Source organism: Halorubrum kocurii JCM 14978, from assembly GCF_000337355.1.
In the GTDB taxonomy this organism is placed as follows: domain Archaea; phylum Halobacteriota; class Halobacteria; order Halobacteriales; family Haloferacaceae; genus Halorubrum; species Halorubrum kocurii.
The window spans coordinates 1-19,419 of sequence record NZ_AOJH01000064.1; the positions used below are offsets into that span (position 1 = coordinate 1).

The 19,419-nt window shown below is 69.1% G+C and carries 17 protein-coding genes and 1 pseudogene; 4 read left to right on the top strand and 14 right to left on the bottom strand.

Annotation, left to right across the window (positions count from 1 at the left end; translation table 11 throughout):
* Positions 1–168 precede the first annotated feature (168 nt).
* Together C468_RS09980 and C468_RS09985 are read right to left on the bottom strand one after the other, a co-directional pair.
* Positions 169–1,092: an ABC transporter ATP-binding protein gene (locus C468_RS09980; RefSeq protein ID WP_008848760.1), complete on the bottom strand. Its 924-nt coding sequence runs from the start codon at positions 1,090–1,092 to the stop codon at positions 169–171.
* Positions 1,093–1,238: 146 nt separating this feature from the next.
* Positions 1,239–4,025 carry a DNA-directed DNA polymerase gene (locus C468_RS09985; protein ID WP_008848761.1) on the bottom strand — a complete coding sequence of 929 codons (2,787 nt, stop codon included), beginning with the start codon at positions 4,023–4,025 and terminating at the stop codon, positions 1,239–1,241.
* Positions 4,026–4,126: 101 nt separating this feature from the next.
* Between C468_RS09985 and C468_RS18610 the strand changes: the two genes are divergently transcribed.
* The 3 genes from C468_RS18610 (at position 4,127) to C468_RS09995 (ending at position 5,272) form a co-directional block, all read left to right on the top strand.
* On the top strand, positions 4,127–4,300 hold the full coding sequence (locus C468_RS18610) for a DUF7331 family protein (protein ID WP_008848762.1): 174 nt from the start codon (positions 4,127–4,129) through the stop codon (positions 4,298–4,300).
* Between the two features lie 90 nt (positions 4,301–4,390).
* The gene (locus C468_RS09990) at positions 4,391–4,804 is read left to right on the top strand and encodes a DUF7322 domain-containing protein (RefSeq protein WP_008848763.1); all 414 of its coding nucleotides are present in this window, start codon (positions 4,391–4,393) and stop codon (positions 4,802–4,804) included.
* A gap of 27 nt (positions 4,805–4,831) precedes the next feature.
* The gene (locus C468_RS09995; protein WP_008848764.1) at positions 4,832–5,272 is read left to right on the top strand and encodes a DUF7346 family protein; all 441 of its coding nucleotides are present in this window, start codon (positions 4,832–4,834) and stop codon (positions 5,270–5,272) included.
* Between the two features lie 185 nt (positions 5,273–5,457).
* On the opposite strand, the gene rad50 is transcribed toward C468_RS09995, so the two are convergent.
* From rad50 to C468_RS10015, 4 genes are all read right to left on the bottom strand, one after another.
* On the bottom strand, positions 5,458–8,151 hold the full coding sequence (rad50, locus tag C468_RS10000) for a DNA double-strand break repair ATPase Rad50 (protein WP_008848765.1): 2,694 nt from the start codon (positions 8,149–8,151) through the stop codon (positions 5,458–5,460).
* On the bottom strand, positions 8,148–9,458 hold the full coding sequence (gene mre11, locus C468_RS10005; RefSeq protein WP_008848766.1) for a DNA double-strand break repair protein Mre11: 1,311 nt from the start codon (positions 9,456–9,458) through the stop codon (positions 8,148–8,150). Before mre11 ends, rad50 begins: the two co-directional genes overlap by 4 nt.
* 66 nt (positions 9,459–9,524) lie before the next feature.
* On the bottom strand, positions 9,525–9,824 hold the full coding sequence (locus C468_RS10010; protein ID WP_008848767.1) for a hypothetical protein: 300 nt from the start codon (positions 9,822–9,824) through the stop codon (positions 9,525–9,527).
* Between the two features lie 105 nt (positions 9,825–9,929).
* A complete protein-coding gene (locus tag C468_RS10015; RefSeq protein WP_008848768.1) occupies positions 9,930–10,193 on the bottom strand; it encodes a MarR family transcriptional regulator in 264 nt (87 codons plus the stop codon).
* 138 nt (positions 10,194–10,331) lie between these two features.
* Here C468_RS10015 and pan1 point away from each other — a divergent pair, with 138 nt between their 5' ends.
* Entirely contained in the window at positions 10,332–11,546 is a 1,215-nt protein-coding gene (gene pan1, locus C468_RS10020; RefSeq protein ID WP_008848769.1) for a proteasome-activating nucleotidase Pan1, read from the top strand.
* A gap of 51 nt (positions 11,547–11,597) precedes the next feature.
* On the opposite strand, the gene C468_RS18615 is transcribed toward pan1, so the two are convergent.
* From C468_RS18615 to C468_RS10055, 8 genes and pseudogenes are all read right to left on the bottom strand, one after another.
* Positions 11,598–11,744 carry a hypothetical protein gene (locus C468_RS18615; RefSeq protein ID WP_008848770.1) on the bottom strand — a complete coding sequence of 49 codons (147 nt, stop codon included), beginning with the start codon at positions 11,742–11,744 and terminating at the stop codon, positions 11,598–11,600.
* Positions 11,745–11,826: 82 nt separating this feature from the next.
* On the bottom strand, positions 11,827–13,032 hold the full coding sequence (locus C468_RS10025) for a DHH family phosphoesterase (RefSeq protein WP_008848771.1): 1,206 nt from the start codon (positions 13,030–13,032) through the stop codon (positions 11,827–11,829).
* Between the two features lie 99 nt (positions 13,033–13,131).
* A complete protein-coding gene (locus tag C468_RS10030) occupies positions 13,132–14,085 on the bottom strand; it encodes an SDR family oxidoreductase (protein WP_008848772.1) in 954 nt (317 codons plus the stop codon).
* Positions 14,082–14,531: a DUF5791 family protein gene (locus tag C468_RS10035; protein WP_008848773.1), complete on the bottom strand. Its 450-nt coding sequence runs from the start codon at positions 14,529–14,531 to the stop codon at positions 14,082–14,084. Before C468_RS10035 ends, C468_RS10030 begins: the two co-directional genes overlap by 4 nt.
* A 42-nt stretch (positions 14,532–14,573) precedes the next feature.
* Positions 14,574–17,845 (bottom strand): annotated as a pseudogene (locus C468_RS10040) (DUF7286 family protein).
* Positions 17,839–18,570, bottom strand: a complete 732-nt coding sequence (locus tag C468_RS10045; protein WP_008848774.1) for a DUF7284 family protein — start codon at positions 18,568–18,570, stop codon at positions 17,839–17,841. Before C468_RS10045 ends, C468_RS10040 begins: the two are co-directional and overlap by 7 nt.
* Entirely contained in the window at positions 18,567–19,007 is a 441-nt protein-coding gene (locus C468_RS10050) for a DUF7285 family protein (protein ID WP_008848775.1), read from the bottom strand. Before C468_RS10050 ends, C468_RS10045 begins: the two co-directional genes overlap by 4 nt.
* Positions 18,988–19,419, bottom strand: a 432-nt coding sequence (locus C468_RS10055; protein WP_008848776.1) for a DUF7283 family protein, incomplete at its 5' end; no start/stop codon positions are given. The genes C468_RS10050 and C468_RS10055, both read right to left, overlap by 20 nt.

Below are 19,419 nucleotides of genomic sequence, written 5' to 3' on the forward strand. Positions count from 1 at the left end.
CGGACCGTCTCCTCGGTGAGGCCCTTTTCGGTCTGGAAGGCGGACTTCTCCTCCTTCTTGAACTCGAAGCGGGCCTCGGTGTCTGTCTCTTTCAGTTCGTCCTGTTGTGAACTCATGATTTCGTGTTACGTCTTGCCTGATTTACGTGTATCGCGTGACTGGATTCGGTTACGCCGTCTCGAACGCGTCCTCGCGGACCCAGTCGTACCCCTCGTCCTCGAGCTTCTCGGCGAGTTCCGCGCCGCCGCTTTTGACGACCTTGCCGTCGAGCATCACGTGAACGTGGTCGGGCTCGACGTAGTCGAGAATCCGCTGGTAGTGCGTGATCTGGAGAACGCCCGTGCCCTGCTCGTCGCGGAGCGCGTTGATCCCCTTCGAGACGTCCTGCAGCCGGTCGATGTCCAGCCCGGAGTCGATCTCGTCGAGCACCGCGACCGCGGGCTCGAGCATCGCCGCCTGCAGCACCTCGTTCTGCTTCTTCTCGCCGCCGGAGAAGCCCGCGTTGAGGTACCGCTGCATGAACTTCTCGTCCATGTCGAGCAGCTCCATCTTCTCCGAGAGGATCTCCTGGAACTCGGCGACGCCGATTTCGCCGTCGTCCGCGGGACCCTCCATCGGGGAGGTGTCGTACCCGTCGTCGTCGTCGTCCGCGTCGGCCGCTTCCGCCTCCTCCTCGTCTTCGAACAGCTCCTCGCGCTCGTCCGCCTTGGCGTTGAGCGCCTGCCGGAGGAAGTTCGTCATCGTGACGCCCTCGATCTCCGCCGGGTACTGGAAGCCGAGGAAGATCCCGAGCGCGGCGCGCTCGTTCGGTTCGAGCTCCAGCAGCTCCCAGTGGTAGTCCTCGTCGTCGAGCTCGGCGTCGATGTCGGCGACGTCCTCCTCGTCGAGATGGAGGAGGACCTCGCCGCCGGTGACCTCGTACGCGGGGTGGCCGGCGATGACCTTCGCAAGCGTCGACTTCCCGGAGCCGTTCGGGCCCATCAGCGCGTGGATGTCCCCGGACTCGACAGTCAGGTCGACCCCGCGAAGAATGCGTTCGCCGTCCTCTTCCGCCACTCGCGCGTGAAGATCGTTGATTTCGAGAGTTGCCATATGTATTCTCGTGCCTCGTGTCCGTACAGTGGTGGCTTGGCGGGTTAATGGTTACGCATTTCCTGTAGATTATCTAGATATCGGCAAGAATTTTTCCCACCGATCGAAATCTGCTTTTCAGAGTCGGGTTTCGGTCCCGCCCCGACTCACATGAAGGAGCCGAGCCCGGTCTGCTCTTGGCCGGTTTTGACCTCCTCCCACGACATGCCGAGCGCCTCGATAACGCGCTCGATCGGTCCTTTGAGGGTCTTGTCCAGCATTTTCTCCCAGTCGACCTCGAACTCGTCGGGGACCTGGTCGGCGTACTCGAAACAGATCACGTCCGGATCGCGTTTGAACTCCCCGTACAGGTGGTCTCGCTGCGGGTCGAGTCCCACCTCTTCTTCCATCCGCTGCCAGAAGTCGGGATGAACCTTCTCGATGTAGAGCCGCTTCGGCTTCGACCCGCTGCCGAAGTTGGTCCCGAGCATGAGGTTGGCGTACTTCGCCCCGCGCACCTGCGCGGTCGGCGTGTCGTAGGCGTCCAGCTTCTTGCCGATCCCGCCGGGGATCCCGATCTCGTCGAGGTCCACATTCCCGTCGAGCACGCGCGCGATGACGTCCACGAGATACGCCTTCACCTCCTCCATGTCCTCGTCGATGTCGTCGCCCGTGACGATCGTCTCGATGACGTTCTGCTGGACCTCCTTCGTAATCTGTGCGATGTCGGAGCGCTTGTACTCGAAGCCGGTGATGTCGATGTCGTCGACGTCTTTCCCCTCCTTCCAGATGATGTGGCCGGCGTACCGCTTCTTCTTGCCCGCTTGGAAGAACCGACGATAGAGCTTCTCGAACTCGATCTGGAAGCGGTGCTCGTCGGCGTTCAGCCCCTCGCGCGCGAAGTCGTCGTACCGCTCGTTGATGTGGTCCTCTATCTCGAAGGAGGTCTCGATGGCCTCCTCCTTCGACATGTCAGATAAAGAAATCATAACTGAATCAGTGTCACCATAGGCAACTTGATAGTTTAGCTCGTTGGCTGCCTCCTCGGTGAAGTCGATAACCTCCCGACCGGTCGCTGTGACGGCTGCTGCGCCCTCTTTGTCGTAGAGTCGGAACCGATCCCATCCCGTTACCCCATATAAAGAATTCATAATAACCTTTACAGAAGCCTGCTGTCGGTCGTACTGCTCGTAGGGTTCGGTCCCGGGATCGTGGTCGTTGCGGAGCGCCTTCTTCTCCTCGCGCTCGGAGAGGAGCTCGTCGACCATCTCGCGCATGATCCCGTCGGGCTCCTTCTGAAAGTGCGTTCCGTTGGGCGCGACGTACGTCTCGCCGTCGTACTCGGCGGGGTCGACCTTCGTCTCCGGGCCGGCGTTGATCGTCACCATGCACATCGGGTAGAGGCTCTTCAGGTCCTGGACCGTCACCATCTCCTTGACGCCGGTGATCGGGTCGAAGACGGCGCCGCCCTCGAACTCCTCGGACTCCTGTTGGCCCTTCGTCGGGAGCGCGAACTTCCCGAACGCCTTGTGCAGGACGTACATGTCGACGGTGTCGCCGGGAGTCGGCGCGTCCTCGATCTTGCAGCCGACGAAGGTGCGCACCTCGTCCCAGAAGGCGATCACGTCCTGCTTGCGGTCGATCTCGACGCACAGCTCGACGTCGCGGATGCTGTACTCCAGTAAGCGCTCGGGGTCCTGCTCCCAGAGGTCGCCGATGTCCCCGGTGTACCGCTCCTTGCCGACGCCGAGCTCGCGCTCGCCGACGGCGTCGAGGCGGTACGACTCCAACTCGGTGAACATCGTGCGCTTGTAGGCGTACAGCAGGTCGAAGACGACCCGGCCCTTGATGTCGGGACCGCCCCAGCCGGAGCGCCACACCTCGCCGATGCGGGAGAGCCGGTCGACGGAGAGGTCGTACTGGCTCCCGTCGTCGAGCACTTCCATCCGATCGAGAAGGTACGGCGCGTCGAAATCTTCGAAATTCCACCCGGTCATAAGATCTGCGTCGGTTTCCTGGAGATACTCGACGAACGCGTCGAGCATCGCGGCCTCCGCCTCGAACGTGCGGACCCTGAAGTCGAGATCCTCGCCGTCGCCGACGATCCCCTCGTAGTCGGGGAGGTCCTCGGGCGGCGGGATCTCGGCCTCCGGCGCGTCGTAGAGCCAGACGACGTACTCGTCGTCGTAGGAGTCGTGGCTGGTGAGACAGATGATCGGCTCCTCGCCGTCCTCGGGGAAGCCGCGTCGGTCGTCGACCTCGATGTCGAAGGTGTTCACCCGGAGGTCGGCCTCGACGTCGGCGGGTTCGAGGTGGCCCTCGTGGACCTGTATCGTTCCCTCCCCGTCGTCGAGCCGCCGCTCCTCGACGCGGAGGCCGCCGTTGAGTCCGTTGTCGATCAGGAAGCGGTTCGGGAAGAGGATGTCCGCCTCGAAGCTGGTCTCGAAGTCGTCACGGATGTTCCCCACGTCCCGGGGCGTCCGGGTGACGATCCGCGTGAGCGGCTCGCCGCGGATGCTCTCGTACGGCTCGCCGTTCGGATTCTCCTCGCGCGTGCCGATCACCACGTCGTACTCTTCGACCGGGTCGCGGTCGAGGTCCGCGGTCGGCACGTAAAAGTACGGTTCGACGCCGAGCACGCGGAGGTGTTCGACGGCGTCGTCTCCGTTCTCGACCGGCCGTCTGCCGAACACGTGGACGACCGGGTACTCGTCGCTCCCGTACCCTTCGACGGCGTAGTCGATCTGGGTGATCATCAGCTCGACGGTCCCGGTCGACTCCGGGAACTTCGCCTCGTCGACGTCGACCACGTCGCTGACGCGCCCGCGGCCGCCGCCGGCGACGACGGCCGCCTCCTGCGCGGCCAGATCCTCCCGTTCGGCCTCCGTGCCGTCTCCCGGCTCGTCGCCCGCCGCTCCGGCCGACGAGAAGTCAGACAGCCCCGACTGAGTCATATCCGTGCTTCGGCGCACCCGGCTAAAAAGCTCGGCTTTCGGGTGCGGCGAGGACTCCCGACACGGAAAGGCATATAATGTGTGACGGCATACCACGGTCTATGTCTTCGGACCCACGTTCCGAACCCCAGACGGCTCGCACGGCCGATTCCGCCGCGGTCGACGCCGAGGTGGAGGTGTACGAGGACGACGGGAACGTGGTGCTTTTCGACGCCGCGAACCCCCTCGCGTGGGTCGAGGCGAGCCGAACGGTCCGGCTGGCCGACGCGACCTGACGACGATTCCCCCCTCTCCTTCATTCCGCTCCGGAGCCGCGGCTCGCGCCCGGACGGAACTCCTTTGCCGCGTCCCCGCGTACGTCGGGTGTGTTCAGTCTCGACGAGGACGACGAGGGCGAGGTCTCTTTCGGCGAGAGCTCCGACGCCGAGCGGGAGATGACACCGGATATCCCCAAAGCGCCCTCGGTGAAGACGTTCGACGACGGCGGCGATTTCGAGGGCGCGAGCGACGTCGACTCGGGGACCCTCCGCGCGTTCGTCGTCGCCGTCGTCTACGCCAACGCGGCCGTGCTCCTCGTCGCGCTCGGTCCGATGGTGTGGTTCTTCGAGGGGTGGTCGCGGATCGGTCCGGTCCTGTTCGTCGCCGGAGTCCTCGCGAGCGTCCGGACCTACCAGACGTACCGGGCGTGGGAGCGCTCCCGGGACGCGGCGGAGTCAGACCCCGACGGTGAAGCCGCCGTCGAGGAGTCGGACCCCGACGCGGAGCCCCCGGAAGCGTAATGCCCCCGCGACCGCTCTTCTCGATCCATGCAGACGGTTCGTGACGCGGCCGGCGAGACGTACCTCCTCGTGAAACGCTCCGCCGAGTCGAGTCGGGTCCGAGACCCGGCCACCGGCGAGGAGCGGTACGTCGACAACGCCGAACTCCGCGTCGTCGACGGCGAGTCGCCGCTCGCGACCGCGGCCTCGGGCGTGCCGTCTCCGGTCCGTCGCACGCTCGGAGCGGTCCGCGACGACCGGTCGCTCGGGCTCCTCGCGGTGGTCGTCGACGAGGGACCGATCGCCGCGATTGACCTCCTCGACGCGGCCGACATGTGCGAGTCCGACCTCCACGGCACGCTCACGGAGTTCCGCGCGGCCGGCCTGATCGACGAGGCCGAGGTCGCGGGCCGGCGCGGCTACGAGGCGACGCCGGTCGCGACCGACGCGCTGGAGCTGCTGCGGGGCGGGACGGAACGCGGTGAGTAACCCGTTTATAACTCCGGTCCGCGGACGGTGCCGACCCGCCGCCTCCCTCGCGAGCGCGCCGACGGGGCGGGGTAGGTTGTGGAGCCTGGGTCGTCGTCACCGTGGAGACGCGATGTCTCTGCGGGGTCCTCCGGCGCCTCGATGTCGAGCATGTAATCAGACGCCTCGCGCGACGGAGCGCCCGCTCAGTCGTCTGCGAGCTCGGCGACGTCGAGCGCGGCGGCGTCCTCCCGATGCACCGTCGACCGATTCGAGCGCGGGTCCTTCTCGACCGTCACCAGCTCGTCGGCCGCGCCCACCAGCTCGTCGTCGTGGCTGACGATGAGGATCTGACGCACGCCGAACCCGCGCATCTCCTCGACGAGCCGGACGAGCCGGGAGACGTGGCCCGAGTCGAGGAAGACGGTCGGCTCGTCGAGGATGAGCGGCGGGGTCGGGGCCGCGCCCTCGATCCCCTCCGAGAGCAGCCGGTAGATCGCACAGCGCAGCGAGAGGTTGAACAGGGCGCGCTCGCCGCCCGAGAGCTGCTCCGGGTCGAGCGGTTCGCCGTCCTTCTGGTAGACGGTGAGGACGTACTCGCCGTCGAGCTCGATGTGCGAGTAGGCGTCGTTGCCGTACACCAGTTCGAACGTCTCGTTGAGGGTGCGCTCCAACTCGGCGACGTTGCGCTGGCGGAGCTCCGCTCTGAGGTCGCCGTACATCGCCTCCAGCTCGCTCGTCTCTCCGTGGATGTCCTCCAGCGTTTCGACGGTCGCGCCCAGCGCGTCGCGCTCCTCGCGGAGGTTCTCTAACTCCCGGATCTCGCCGTTGACTCCGCCGATCGCGTTCTCTAGCTCCGTCCGACGCTCCTCGAGTCGATCGAGCTCCCCGTCGACCTTCTCGAGGTACTCCTCGGCCCGCTTCTTCTTCCCCCTCGCCGCCTCGACCGCGTCCTCGTCGACGGCGTCGGCGAGCTCGTCGCGCCGCTCGCGCTTGTCGGCGAGCCGGTCGCGCCGCTCGTCGTTCACCTCGCTCAGGCGCTCCCGCTTCTCGCGGCGCCGCTCGATCTCGTCTTCGGCGTCGGCGATCGCCGAGCGCCGCTCCTCGATCGCGGCCACCCCCTCCCGGGCGTCGTCGACCGCCGAGAGGGTGTCATCGAGCGCCGTCACGCGTTCCGCGGCCGCCTCGGCCTCCTCGCGCTTCCGGGCGGCGACCTCGCGGGTCTCCTCGGCCTCCTCGCGGAGCTCGGCGGCGCGCTCGCGCTTCTCCGCCGCCGCCTCCCGCTTGCGCTCCGCCTCCGCGCGCTTCTCCTCGGCCCGCTCTTCGAGGGTCTCGATCCGCTCGTCGATCTCGTCCAGCCGGTCCGCCGCGGTCGACAGCTCGTCCAGCTCCGCGACCCGCCGGTCGAGCTCTGCCTCGCGCTCGCGGGCCGCCTCCCGCTCCGTCTCCAGCTCGGTCACCCGCTCGCGGTCCTCGTCGATCCCGCTGGCGTGCGGCGAGTCCGCCACCGGCTGGCCGCATTCCGGGCACTTCCCCGCCGCGAGAAGGGCCTCGGCCTCCTCGACGCGCTCGCGGGCGTTCTTCAGCTCCGCCGACAGCTCCGCGATCCGCTCGCGGACCTCCCCGCGCCGCTCGCGCAGCGCGTCGCGCTCGTCGGTGACCTCGTCGCGGTCGACGTCGGCGTCGACGGCCGCGAACTGCTCGCGCAGGCCCTCGGCCTCCTCGCGGAGCTCCTCCACCGACGACTCGCGCTCGTCGGCCTCCTCCGCGGCCGTCTCGGCCTCGGCTGCGAGGTCGTCGGCCTCGGACTCGATCTCCGCGGCGCGTTCGGCGCGGTCGTCGGCCTTTCCGGCGAGGTTCGTCGCCTGATTGCGGAACGCCTCGGCGTTCACCCGCTCGGCGTCGAGCTCCTCGCGGACCTCGCTCTCCCGGTCGTCGAGCTCCTCGCGGCGCTCGGCGATGGCCTCGTCGCTCGCGGCGCCGAGCCCGGCGTCGTCGAGGCGGTCGTCGACCGCCGCCTCGATCTCGCCGATCCGCTCGCGGGCCTCCCGGATCGCGTCGCGGTGTTCGTCGCGCTCGCGTTCCGTCGCCCGGATCGTCTCCTCGATCTCGTCTATCTCCGCCTCGACCGCCTCCAGCTTCTCGCGCTTCTCCGCGTGGGTCGACAGGGTCTCCGCGGCGGCCTCGCGCGTCCCCTCCGCCCGCTCCCGCTGGTCCTCGTAGCGGTCGATCTCGCTTGTGACCTCCGAGAGATCGCTTTCGAGCGCGTTGAGCCGGTCGTGAAGGTCCTTCTCCTCTTTCGCCGCGATCTGCTCGTCGAGCTGGTCGAGCCGCCCGCGGCGGTTCTCCAGCACGTCCTCGACCCCGAGCCGCGCGTCGCCGGCGCGCTCGCGGTACTCCTCGAGCTTCCCGAGCTGGAGCAGGTCGTCGATCGTGTCCTGTCGCTCGCGCGGCGTGGCGTTGATCAGCTTGTTCACCTCGCCCTGCCGGACGTACGCGCAGTTGACGAACGCCTCGGCGTCCATCCGGAGCAGCTCCGTGACGAACTCCCGAACCGCCCGCGCGCCGTCGCGGGTCACGTCGCTCCCGTCAGTCGCTTCGAGCGCGCACTGGTGGTCGATCCGCCCGTCGTACCGCTTGAGCCGTCGCTCGACGCGGTAGGAAGCGCCGTCGTGGGTGAACCACAGGTCGACCTCGGTCTCTTCCTCGCCGTTCGTGATCACGTCTTCGAGGGTGCCGTCGAGCGCCTTCGACCCGTAGAGCGCGAAGAAACAGGCCTCCAACAGCGAGGACTTCCCGCTGCCGTTGAGCCCGTGGATGACCGTGACGCCCTCGGTCAGCCGGAGGTCGGCGTCGCCGTACGGCTTGAAGTTCGCGAGCCGGACTCGGTCGAAGTTCACAGGTAGTCCTCCATGGAGACTTGTCCGTCGGTTCCGTCGTCGGTTTCGTTGTCGGTTTCGTTGGCGTCGTCGGTTTCGTTGGCGTCGTCGGTTCCGTCGTCGCCTGTCGCCGCGGTTTCGGCTTCATGGTCCGTCGGTTTCCCTTCGGTCGGTTCGTCGTCGGCCGGTTCTTCGTCGGTGGCGTCGCCGGCCGCCCCGTCGGCGCGCTCGTCGATCCGCTCTTCGACCCGCCGTTTCACCGTCTCTCGGACGTTCGCGTCGGGAACCGTGTCGGCGCGGACCGCCTCCTCGATGTCGAGGGCGGCCTCCGACAGCCCCATCTCCTCGACTCGCTCCCGGACGGCGTCTTCGGGGTCGGCGAAGCTCACGTCGACCTCAGCGTCCGTCTCCACCTCGCGGCGGTCGGTCACGCGAGCGATCAGCGCCCCCTCGTCGGTCGCGAACTCCTCGATCGCCGCGGGCGTGACCGGGTCGCCCTCGCCGGTCACGTCGACGAGGACGACGGCGTCGTCGAGGTCGTGCTGGCGGACCTTCTCGCGTACCCGCGCCGCGCCCTCCCCCTCGCGGAGGTCGGCCGCTACGAAGACGAACGGGCGCGTGTCGAGCGCTCGCCGTCGGATCTCGACGCGGTCGTCGCCCCCGGCGGCGTCGAAGGTGACGAGGTTGTAGCCGCGCCCCTCGCGCTCGCTCGCGCTCGCGCGCTCCGTCGACCCCGGATACGTGACCCACGTGCCGTCGACCTCGGCGACGTCGGGGGTGTGGTTGTCGCCGAGGAGCATCGCGTCGAACTCGACCGTGCTCTCCGCGAGCACCTCCTCCGTGTCCCAGTCCGCGTAGCCGAACGGCTCGAAGAGGCCGTGCGCGACGAGGGCGGCGTAGTCGACGCCGTGGCTCGCGAACGCGTAGTCGAGGTCGTCGCGTCGGGAGACGGGCACGTGGTCGAGCCCGTAGAAGGCGGTGTCGCCGACGACGGTCGGCTCGTCGTCGAGCCGGGTCGCGAGCCCCAGCCGCTCGAACAGGTCGAGCCACTGGCCGCCCCGCGTCGACTCGTGGTTTCCGACCACGGCGAGGAAGGGAATCTCGGCGTCGTCGAGTCGGCGGAGGATCGAGATCGTCCCCATCAGGTCGGCGAGCTCGGGCCGGCGGTCGTGGAAGAGGTCGCCCGCGTGGACCACCGCGTCGACCTCGTCCTCGATCGCGTCGTCGATCACGGCCGCGAACGCGTCGAGGAAGTCCTGTCGTCGAACCGGCGAGTGGTACTGCGCGTACCCGACGTGGGTGTCGCCGGTGTGGATCACCCGTGTCATCTGCCCGGGTCTTGGCCGGTATCGGGTTTAGGGGTTCCGGGGGCGGAGTGAAAGTGGTCCGTCGCGTTACCGGACACGCTCGCCGTCATCGCTGGGGCCGCCGCCGGCCGCCTCGCGGAACCGACGGAACGCCGCGCGCGCCTCGCGTCCGCGCTCCGCGGCGCGCTCGTCACCCGCGCGCTCGGCGGCGGCGATCGCCTCGTCGAGGCGGTCCAGTCCGTCTGCGTCGACGAATCCTGCGGCTCGCCTGAGGTCGACCTGCGCGGCCTCGGCTTCGTCGATCACGGTGCCGGAGGGTCGTGTCGCGGTGTCGGTACGGCTCGCCAGCGCGGAGAGCGCCCGCTTGACGGCGGCGGTCGAGACCATGGGCGGGGTGGGTCGCTATCGGTCATAAGGAGTCGTTCCGCGAGGGGGAAGAGGGGACCGGAGCGAGCGCGAGAGCCGGGTGACCGAGTCCGGTCCTCGCTTCCCTCACACCGACAGCGTGTACAGCCGCTTCCGAGCGTCGGCGAACGAGAACCGGGAGTCGACGACGCCCTCGTCCTCCAACCGCGAGAGTGCGTACCTGACGGTTCGCGGCGGAAGGAGCGTCTCCTCGGCGAGTTCGCTCTGGGTGAGCGTGTCGTTGTAATCGAGGACCTTCGCGACGAGCTTCGCGCTCGGCGGGAGGTCTCGGACGGCGCTCCAGCGATCGGTGACGTCCTCCTCGGCGGCGACGGCGTCGGTAGTGCTCATGCGTACCTCTCCATATCTCATGCTGTTAGATAATATTTACTATCCTATTTAATTACTGTTGGACATTTATATTCGCCGAGTCGCGCTATCTCTCCCCCACCCGAAACCTCTTACGCGCGAGACGCTTTATTACGCACAATGACAGACACCGTCGACGACGTCGAGCTGCCCTACGAGGGGTCGGCGTCGAGACAGGAGAAGATCGAGTCCCTCCAAGAGGAGCTCGACGTGCTGGAGTCGCAGAACGAGGAGATGCGCGACAAGCTCCTCGACGCGAACGCCGAGAACAACAAGTACCAACAGAAGCTCGAGCGGCTCACGCACGAGAACAAGAAGCTGAAGCAGTCTCCGCTGTTCGTGGCGACGGTCCAGGAGATCACGCCCGACGGCGCCGTCATTAAACAGCACGGGAACAACCAAGAGGCGCTCACCGAGATCACCGCCGAGATGCGGGAGAAGCTCAGCCCGGACGACCGAGTCGCGGTGAACAACTCCCTGTCCGTCGTCAAGAAGCTGGAGAAGGAGACGGACGTGCGCGCCCGCGTGATGCAGGTCGAGCACTCCCCAGACGTCACCTACGCCGACATCGGCGGGCTCGAAGACCAGATGCAGGAGGTCCGCGAGACCGTCGAGATGCCCCTCGAACATCCCGACATGTTCGAGGACGTCGGCATCACGCCGCCGAGCGGCGTCCTGCTGTACGGGCCGCCGGGCACCGGGAAGACGATGCTCGCGAAGGCCGTCGCCAACGAGACGGACGCGACGTTCATCAAGATGGCCGGCTCCGAGCTCGTCCACAAGTTCATCGGCGAGGGCGCGAAGCTGGTCCGGGACCTGTTCGAGGTCGCCCGCGAGAACCAGCCCGCCGTGCTCTTCATCGACGAGATCGACGCGATCGCCTCGAAGCGGACGGACTCGAAGACATCGGGCGACGCCGAGGTCCAGCGGACGATGATGCAGCTGCTCTCCGAGATGGACGGCTTCGACGAGCGCGGCGAGGTGCGGATCATCGCCGCAACCAACCGCTTCGACATGCTCGACCCCGCTATCCTCCGCCCGGGCCGCTTCGACCGGCTCATCGAGGTCCCCAAGCCGGGCACCGAGGGCCGAGAGATCATCTTCCAGATCCACACGCGGAAGATGAACCTCGCGAGCGACATCGACTTCGAAGAGCTCGCCGAGATGACCCCGGAGGCCTCCGGCGCCGACATCAAGGCCATCTGTACCGAGGCCGGGATGTTCGCGATCCGCGAAGACCGCACCGAGGTCACGCTCGACGACTTCCTCGGGGCTCACGAGAAGCTCCAGCAGGACGACGAGACCGGCGCCGACGACTCGCTGGCGTTCGCCTGACGCGGCTCGTCTCCCCCGTTTTTCTGCCGTCCCCCGTCTCCCCGCCAGTCGCTACAGCGCCCGTACGACCACGTACGGCGCCAAAAAGAAGAGCGCGAAGATCAGTCCGGTGGCGATCGCGTAGCCGACGCCGACGCCGGCGAGCGCGCGCCAACCGTCGTCGGTGGGGAGGCCGCGATCCGTGAGGTCAGGGCTCATGTCCGTGGCTTCGCCGCCGTCGACTTAAATACCGGTGGCCGGTTCGGCCCGCGACGCTCTCCTCCGAATGACCGCTTCCCGCTTACACGTCCCCCGCCATCGCACGGAAGAGGTCGTCGGCGAGCGCATCGCGGTTCACCGATTTCGGCCCCTCGTCGGTCGTCGCGTCGATCGTCGGGCCGACCGTCCCGCCGCCCATCCGCGAGTGCCCGCCGCCGTTGCCGTTGTCGCGGTCGGACAGGACCGAGTCGATGGCGTTGCCCATGTGAACGCGGTCGTCGCGTGACCGACCGGAGAGGTGGACCGTCCCGTCGCGTTCCCCGATGACCACGACGGCGCTGACCCCCTCTAGCTGTATCAGCTCGTCGGCCGCTTGGGGGATCGCGTCGACGTTGTTGACCCCGCCGACGTCGGCGACCGCGAACGACCCCTCGACCCGACGGCCCGCGATGGCCCGCGCCTTCACCTCCAGTACCTCCGCGTCGACGGCCGGGTTGGCGATCCGGTCGAGCCGGTCCTGATCGACGCCGGGATACACGTACGCCGCGGCCGCGAAATCGGGTTCGCTCGCACCGACCGTGAGGTGTTTGGTGTCGGTGAGAATCCCGTACAGGAGCCCGGTCGCCGTGTCGGTGGGAAGCGTGAGGTCGCTGTCCGTCTCGCTCGCGTGCTTGTCCGGCGGCACCGGCGTCGCGTCGTTCTGCTGGAAGTACTCGGCGATGACGGAGGCCGTCGCGCCGTAATCGGTCCGCACGTCGGTGAACGCCTCACCGGCCCCGTCGCCGGGATGATGGTCGACGACCGCGAGCGGAAGCACGCCGTCGGCGCCGGCGAAGCCTCGCGGCTCGTTGTGATCGACCAGTACGACGGACTCGGCGGCCAGATCGCTCACGTGTTCGATCGGGTCTAGCTCCAAGTCGAGCACCGTGCGAAACGCTCGGTTCTCTTGATGGCGGATCTGTCCGGGATACTGGACCGTCGCGTCGACGTCGAGCTGCTCCGCGAGCGAGGCGACGCCGAGCGCCGCCGACATCGCGTCCGGATCCGGATTCGGATGCATCAGCACCGCGATCTCGTCGCGTTCGGCCAACAGGCGACGGAACCTGACGCCCGGGGTTCTGCGAGCGCGGAACCTGTCTCTTATACACATCTCTGATGGCGCNAGCACGTACGCGCCCGCGATTACGACGACCGCGACGACTGCGGCTCCGACGACGAGCTCTGGGTTCTCTCTCGTCATCGCTTCCGCCTGCGAGAGTCGGTCGTCGACCGCGCTCAGAGACCGCATACGTCCCGGTTGACTCGCTCCCGGTACATCAAGGTTCGTTACCGTTTCGCCCCACCGACAACGGGTCGATCCCCGGCCGTTCGACCTGTCACGGATGGCTCACGCTCGCTCGTTCGCCGCTCTGAACGCCCGTACCGCGTCTCTGTATCCCTCGCGGAAGGTGGGATACGCGAACTCGTAGCCGAGCCCCCGCAGCCGGTCGTTCGAACAGCGCTTGCTGGTCCGGATCCGCCGTTCGGCCGCCGCGGAGAGGTCGCCCTCCGCGATCCGCTCGGCCTTCGACCGCTTTTCGGGCCGCGGGACCCCGCACGCGTCGGCGAGCCAGTCGGCGAACGCGTGCTTGTCGACCGGCTCGTCGTCGACGACGAGAACGGCCTCTCCGCGGGCGCGGTCCGACTCGAGGAGGTGGCAGACCGCTCCGGCGGCGTCGTCTCGGTGGATCATGTTGAGGTAGCCGGCCGTCACCGGGCCGTCGAGGTAGCGCCTGAGTCGGTAGCGGTCCGGGCCGTACAGGCCGGCGAAACGCGCGACGGTCCCGTCGATCCCGAACTCGGCCGCCGTCTCCACTGCTGTCCGCTCCGCCTCCGCGAGGACCCGCGTCTTCTCGGTCGTGGGCTCTATCGGCGTCTCCTCACCGACCCACGCGCCGTCGTGGTCGCCGTACACGCCGGTCGACGAGGTGTAGACCAACCGGTCCGGCGCCGCCGTGCGCGAGCCGTACGCCTCGATCACGTTTCCGAGCCCGTCGACGTACACCTCGCGGGCGGCCGCGGCGCCGCGACCGCCCGAGCTGGCCGCGAACACGACCGCGTCCGCGTCGGGGAGCGCGTCGAGCGTCGCCGGATCGGTCGCGTCCGCGCGGACCGCGTCCACCTCTCCCTCAGCGGCGCCGCCGTCGGCGTCTCCGTCACCGTCGATCGGCTCTCCGACCGACTCGATCGCGTCCAGCCCGGCGTCCGACCGCCGAACCCCTGTCACGGCGTGACCGCGGCCGGCCAGCTGTCGAGCGAGTTCGAGGCCGACGTAGCCGCAGCCGACGATGACGACCCTCATCGTTTCCGCCGCTCGATGACCGCCATGATCTGGGCCAGTTGGCCGAGCGTCATCGGGGCGCGCCCCTCGAGCGCCTGCTGAACCTCCTGTCCCGTGAGGTCCGCGTCGATCGCGGCGGCGATCGTGTCGACGTCGAGCACCGCCGTCGCCATTCCCATCAGCAGGTAGTCGCGGACTTCGGCGACGACCGCGTCGCCGTCGCGGTCGGCCGGAACGGCGAGGATCGCGGCCCCGTCTTCGAGCCGAAATCCCTCGATCTCGCCGCCGGCGGCGGCATCGAGACTCTCCCCGTCGATCCCGGTCTCCTCGACGATCCGATCGCGGCCGGCCTCCGCGACCGCCTCGCTCACCAGCGTCTCAAACGATGCGAGCAGCGTCGCCGCGGTCACTTCGCCAGTGTCGCTTTCGGCTCCCGCTGCGCCCTCGGCGACGACCTCGTGAAACATGGTCGCTCTCGGTCGCGGCGTCTCAAAACGGCTGCGGTCGGGTCACGGATCCGCACACGTCCCCTCGCCGCTTGCGGGGGATTCCCCCATCGCCCCGGGACACGGCCACCCCGCTGACCGCTCGTCGCGGGTCCCGTCCACGTCGCCGACGCCGGGCGGGCCGGCCGGGACCGCGACGGCGACCACCGTCTCTGTCTCGAACGCGACCGGCTCCGTCTCGCCCAGCTGCACTGTCTCCCCGCCGACGTCGACGGTCACGTCGCCCTCGCTCCGGACATACGCGAAGCGCTCTCCGGGCGCGCCCACGTCGGCGCGCAGCGTGAACCGCGGGTACTCCCCGCGGACCTGCACCCGCCAGGCGTTCACCGTCGTCATCCAGTACCCCGGCACGGGTGCGACCGGGAGCCCCGCGCCGACGGAGCGGGCGGGCTTCATCGACCATTTGTCGCCCAGTTCCTCCGCCGCCTTCTCGCTCACCTTGCCGGCGGCCGCGTCGCCCGCCCGGACCGCTTCCGTTTCGATCGCTTTCTCGATCCGGTCTCTGAGCAGCACCCGCGCACCGCTCGTCGTCCCGTCGACGAACCGGGTCGGGACCCGGACCGTCTCCCTGCCGGCCGCGGTCCGGGTCGCGACGCGGAGGTTCGCTGCGAGCGCCTCTTCGGCCGCCCGCGACAGCGACCCCACGGTCGCGGCCTCGGCGGCGACGCGCTCCGGATAGGACCCGTTGCCGACGGCGACGGCCCGTTCACCCGTCGAACCGTAGCTCGCGGCGGCCTCTTCGAGCGCCCTGTGCCGCTCGTCCCGCGAGAGCGAGGTCCGGGTGCGGAGCGTCGCTCCGAGCTCCACGTCCACCTCCTCAAGCGAGTCTGACACCTGTCGGGCGAGGGCGTCCCGGTCCGCCCGCAGGTCGGGATCGTCGCCCGTCGCCAGCGCTTCGTTTGCCAGGAGAAGCGACCGGCCGGCGGTCCTGACCCGAACCGTGTCTTGGGTACCGAGGATCCGATCGACGACGCCGCTCGACACCTCCCCGTACGGTACGGTGACGTAGTTCACGTTTCGAACCGCGAGCGGTCGGGTCGTCGTCCCGTTTACGCCGTCAACGGCCTCTCCGTCCACGGTCGTCCGCGGGAGGTATCCCGGCGAGCCGTTCGGCGCGAACGTCACCTCTCCTCCGGGGCCCTCTTCGCCGACCGCGTACGTCCCGGGATCGCGGGCCGCCTCGCGGCTTGCGAGGGCGTCGCCCACGTCGGGCCCGTCAAAGGCGCCGTTCACTCGGTCGAGAAACCCGTCAGTCGCGCGTTCGCGATCGTCCGCGGCGGCTTCGAGTTCGCCGATCACGGCGTCGAGGTACGCGCTGCGGGCGGCGGTCCCGGCCCGATCGACGGCGCCGTCGTACGTCTCTGGCGCGTCGACAAGCTCTGGGCGTCGGTCGCGGAGCGCGTGGGCGAGGTCGGCGTACGGCTCGGCCTCGCCGACCGCCGCGTCCTCCATCGACGCCTCGGTCTCGATGTCGCGCACCTCGCTCGCGAGCTCGGCTACGTCGGCCGCGACGGCGTCCCGATCGTCGGACGAGTACGACCCGACGACGGTCGTCGGCTCGCGGACCTCTCCGCCGTCGACCGCGTCCTCTGCGATCCGGTCGACGCCGCGTTCGGTGTCGACACCGAGATCAGCGCGGGCGGCCGCCGGCGTGTCGCGCAGGTCCGGCCCGTCGCTCGCGTCGCCCGCACCGAACGTCGCAGCGGCTCGGTCGGGCGCTTCGCCGGTGGGCGCGTGCTCCCCCGAGACCGACACCCGTACGCGGTAGCGGTCGGTCACCGCGTCACGCGTCGTCTCCCGGTGAACCGTCTCGTTGACGACGCTCCCGTTCGGACCGCGCTCGACCGTCACCCGTTTCCACTCCGCGACTGCGACGCGCTCGATGGTCGCCTCGCGGGTGGCGAGGCCGAACGAGACGCGATCGCCGGGTTCGACCGTACCCGACGGGACGCCCGCGGGCACGCCGGTTCCAGTGACCTCCGGCGACCGTTCCGTCCGTGTCAAGTCGACGCGCTCCCAGCCCTCGGTCGTCGTGACCTCCGATGTGGAGGGGGTCGGGGGCGTCGGACGCCCCCCGTCTGCCACTTGCGTCGTCGACGTTTCGACGCTCGCTTGGACCCGGTACGCGTCCTCGATGATCGCGTCCAGGCCGTCGTAGACCCGCCTCGCTCCCTCGTCAGCAGCGCGGCCGACCGGAACCGACGTTCGCTCATCCGTCCGGTCGTCGTCCGACTCGAACGCGGCGTCGGTCTCGTTCGGGTCGGTTCCCTCTCTCGCGCCGTCGCTTCCCTCCGGCGTCGGTGCGTTGAGCACTGCCTCGGTCCACGACCCCTCGTCGACGCCCGTCGGTTTGAGGAGGTCGGTGACTCCGGTCCGCGCCGTCGCACGCGCCACTCCACCCCGAGCCTGCGGGTCGCTCGTGCCGAACACGTCGCGTTGCGTCCGGACGATCCCCGCGTTCGTCGACAGCTCCACGTGGCGGTTCGCGAGCACGTTTTCGACCGGTGCGCCCGCGTACTGCCCGTACCCGCGCGCCCACGTCATCGGGTAGAGGCTCGCGGTAAGCTGACGGCCCAACCCCGGCCCTTCGACGGGTCCTCTGTCGAGCCGCTCCTCGAACCGCTCCGTCCGCTCGTGCGCCGCGAGCGTCNGACCACGACGGTCCTGTCTTCTGTTCGGTCGACGAGCGTGCGTCCGCTCCGCACCGCAGTCGTTTCGACGCCCTCGAACGTCACGCGAGTCGCCGTCCCGTTCGCGGCGGGCTTGACGTGGACCCGGTCGCGCGCCGCCGCTACCTCGTCCGGGTCGTCCACCGCCGGTAGCGACGTCGTCGCCGTCACGTCGCCGACTTCGGCATCGACGGCAGTCAGCGCCTCGGCGCCGGCGATCGCGAGCCGGATCCGGAACGCGTCCTCGAACGCCGACCCGTTTCTGACCGCCGTCGCTCCGTCTCCGCCCTCCGCGCCAGCGCTCGGCCCGTCCGGCGCTCGCGTCACTGGCTCCGCAGCCGCATCGTGTGCGGCTTGACGCGCGGCAGCTCTGAGCGCGGCGGTCGAATCGGCGTCGACGCGCTCGATGGCGCGTTCCACGCTTCGGTCTTCGCCGATGAGCCCCTGATCCGCGACCCCCGCGGCGTACGTCGAACTCGTCACCAAGAGGAGAACGCCGATCAGCGCGAACGGCACTCTCGCTCGCTCGTCGACGGTGAACGATCGACACCGCGTCCCGTCTCCAGCCGCGCGCGTTCCCGGCGATAGGCTTCGCACGCTTACCACCTTCTGATCACGATTCTCACCGGCTCGGCGGCGTCCTCCGCGTCCGGTGCCGGATGCCTGACCACCGCGACCGAGACGTCGACGTCCCGCGGCGGTTCGCGTCCGACGGCGATCGAGTCCGGCGATTTCGGCTCGACCGACGAGCTTTCTGGCCCAGGGCGATCCTCGCCGCGTTCCGGCCGTTCGACGCGCCACGGGACTCCCGTTCCGATCGGATCTTGTCCCCCTCCGGATCCGCTCGGTCCGAACTCCCATCCTTCCGATCGGAGCGGCGCCGCAGACGCGTTCGACGACCAGCGCGTTGGTCCAATTCCGGCGTCGGGCGAAGGAGCCCCCGATCCGCCTTCGCTTCCGTTCGTGCGTCGCTCTGCCGTCTCCGCGTGTACCCTCGCGTCGATTCGCGTCCGCGGCCCGATGGCCCGCTCGACAGCCGCGAGGGCTTCCGATTCGAACGCCTCTCCCGCCGACTGTTTCTCGCCGCCGCTATCGGCGCCGGCCGCAACCAGTGCTAGCAGTTCGGCGCGCGTCGCGTGGACCGTCCGGGTCCCGCTCGGCGCCTCGGCCGAAGCGTACGTCACCGTCACCGTCTCCGTCGCGATCAGATCGGCGACCTCTGCCGCGTCGGCTCCCGCCGGACCGCGGTCGCCACCGACCGCACCGAGTGCGACGACGCTCGCGGAGACACAAAGGAGTAACACCGTCACGTCGAGTACGGTGCTCGTCATCGGTACACCACCGCTCGAAGCGTTCCGCGAACGTTCTGTCCTGGGCCGACGCCCACCGTTACCGGTCGCTCCGCGACTGCGACCGCCTCCGCGCGCCGATCGCCCCCCGGCGCTGGCGCTTCGTCATCGGGGCTGGCCGTCCACGTCTCGCCATCGGCCTCGATCACGACGGTCGCGGCGGGTCCGATCCCGTCGACCCCGCGGAGGCGCTCCGGCTCCACGATGCCGCCCGTCGTCACTGCGGGCTCGACCCGGTCGAGCGTCGCCTCGGCGGTCGGACGCCCTCGGTCCGGTGCCGCGTCGTCGAGCGCGGCGACGTACAGACCGAGCGCCGCACCAACGGCGAGCACGGCGACGAGGGCGGCGAGCGGCTCGACCGCGGCGCGGCTCTCGCGTCCCTCACCGCGGATGAACCGTTCACCCGACGAGCGTGACATGTTCCTCCCCGTAGTGAACCCGTCTCACGGTCAGTCGCTCCGGCGCAGGACGCCACTCGTGGTCGCTCGCCCGGGCGCGCTCGGCGGCCGCCGCGAACTCCTCAGGGCCGTTGAACGCCGCGTCCGCCGGGGCGCCATCCAAAACCCGACGGAGACCGGCGCCTCCGGGCGTTTCCTCCCTCCCCGACGGGACGGGTGTGACCCGCGGCGCGTGCACCGTCGCGCGTGCGGTTCCGCCCCCGCCGTCGAGTGCTACCGATCGGCTCGTGAGGTGGATTCGGTCCGCGGCGAGTCCGTGCTCCGCCGTCGCTGGATACTCGCCCCCTCCGACCGAGTCGATCGTGTGGGCGACGCCGCTCGCGTCCGGCGGCGGAGAGGCCGGGAGCGCGGCGGTCACACCGACGGTCGCGAC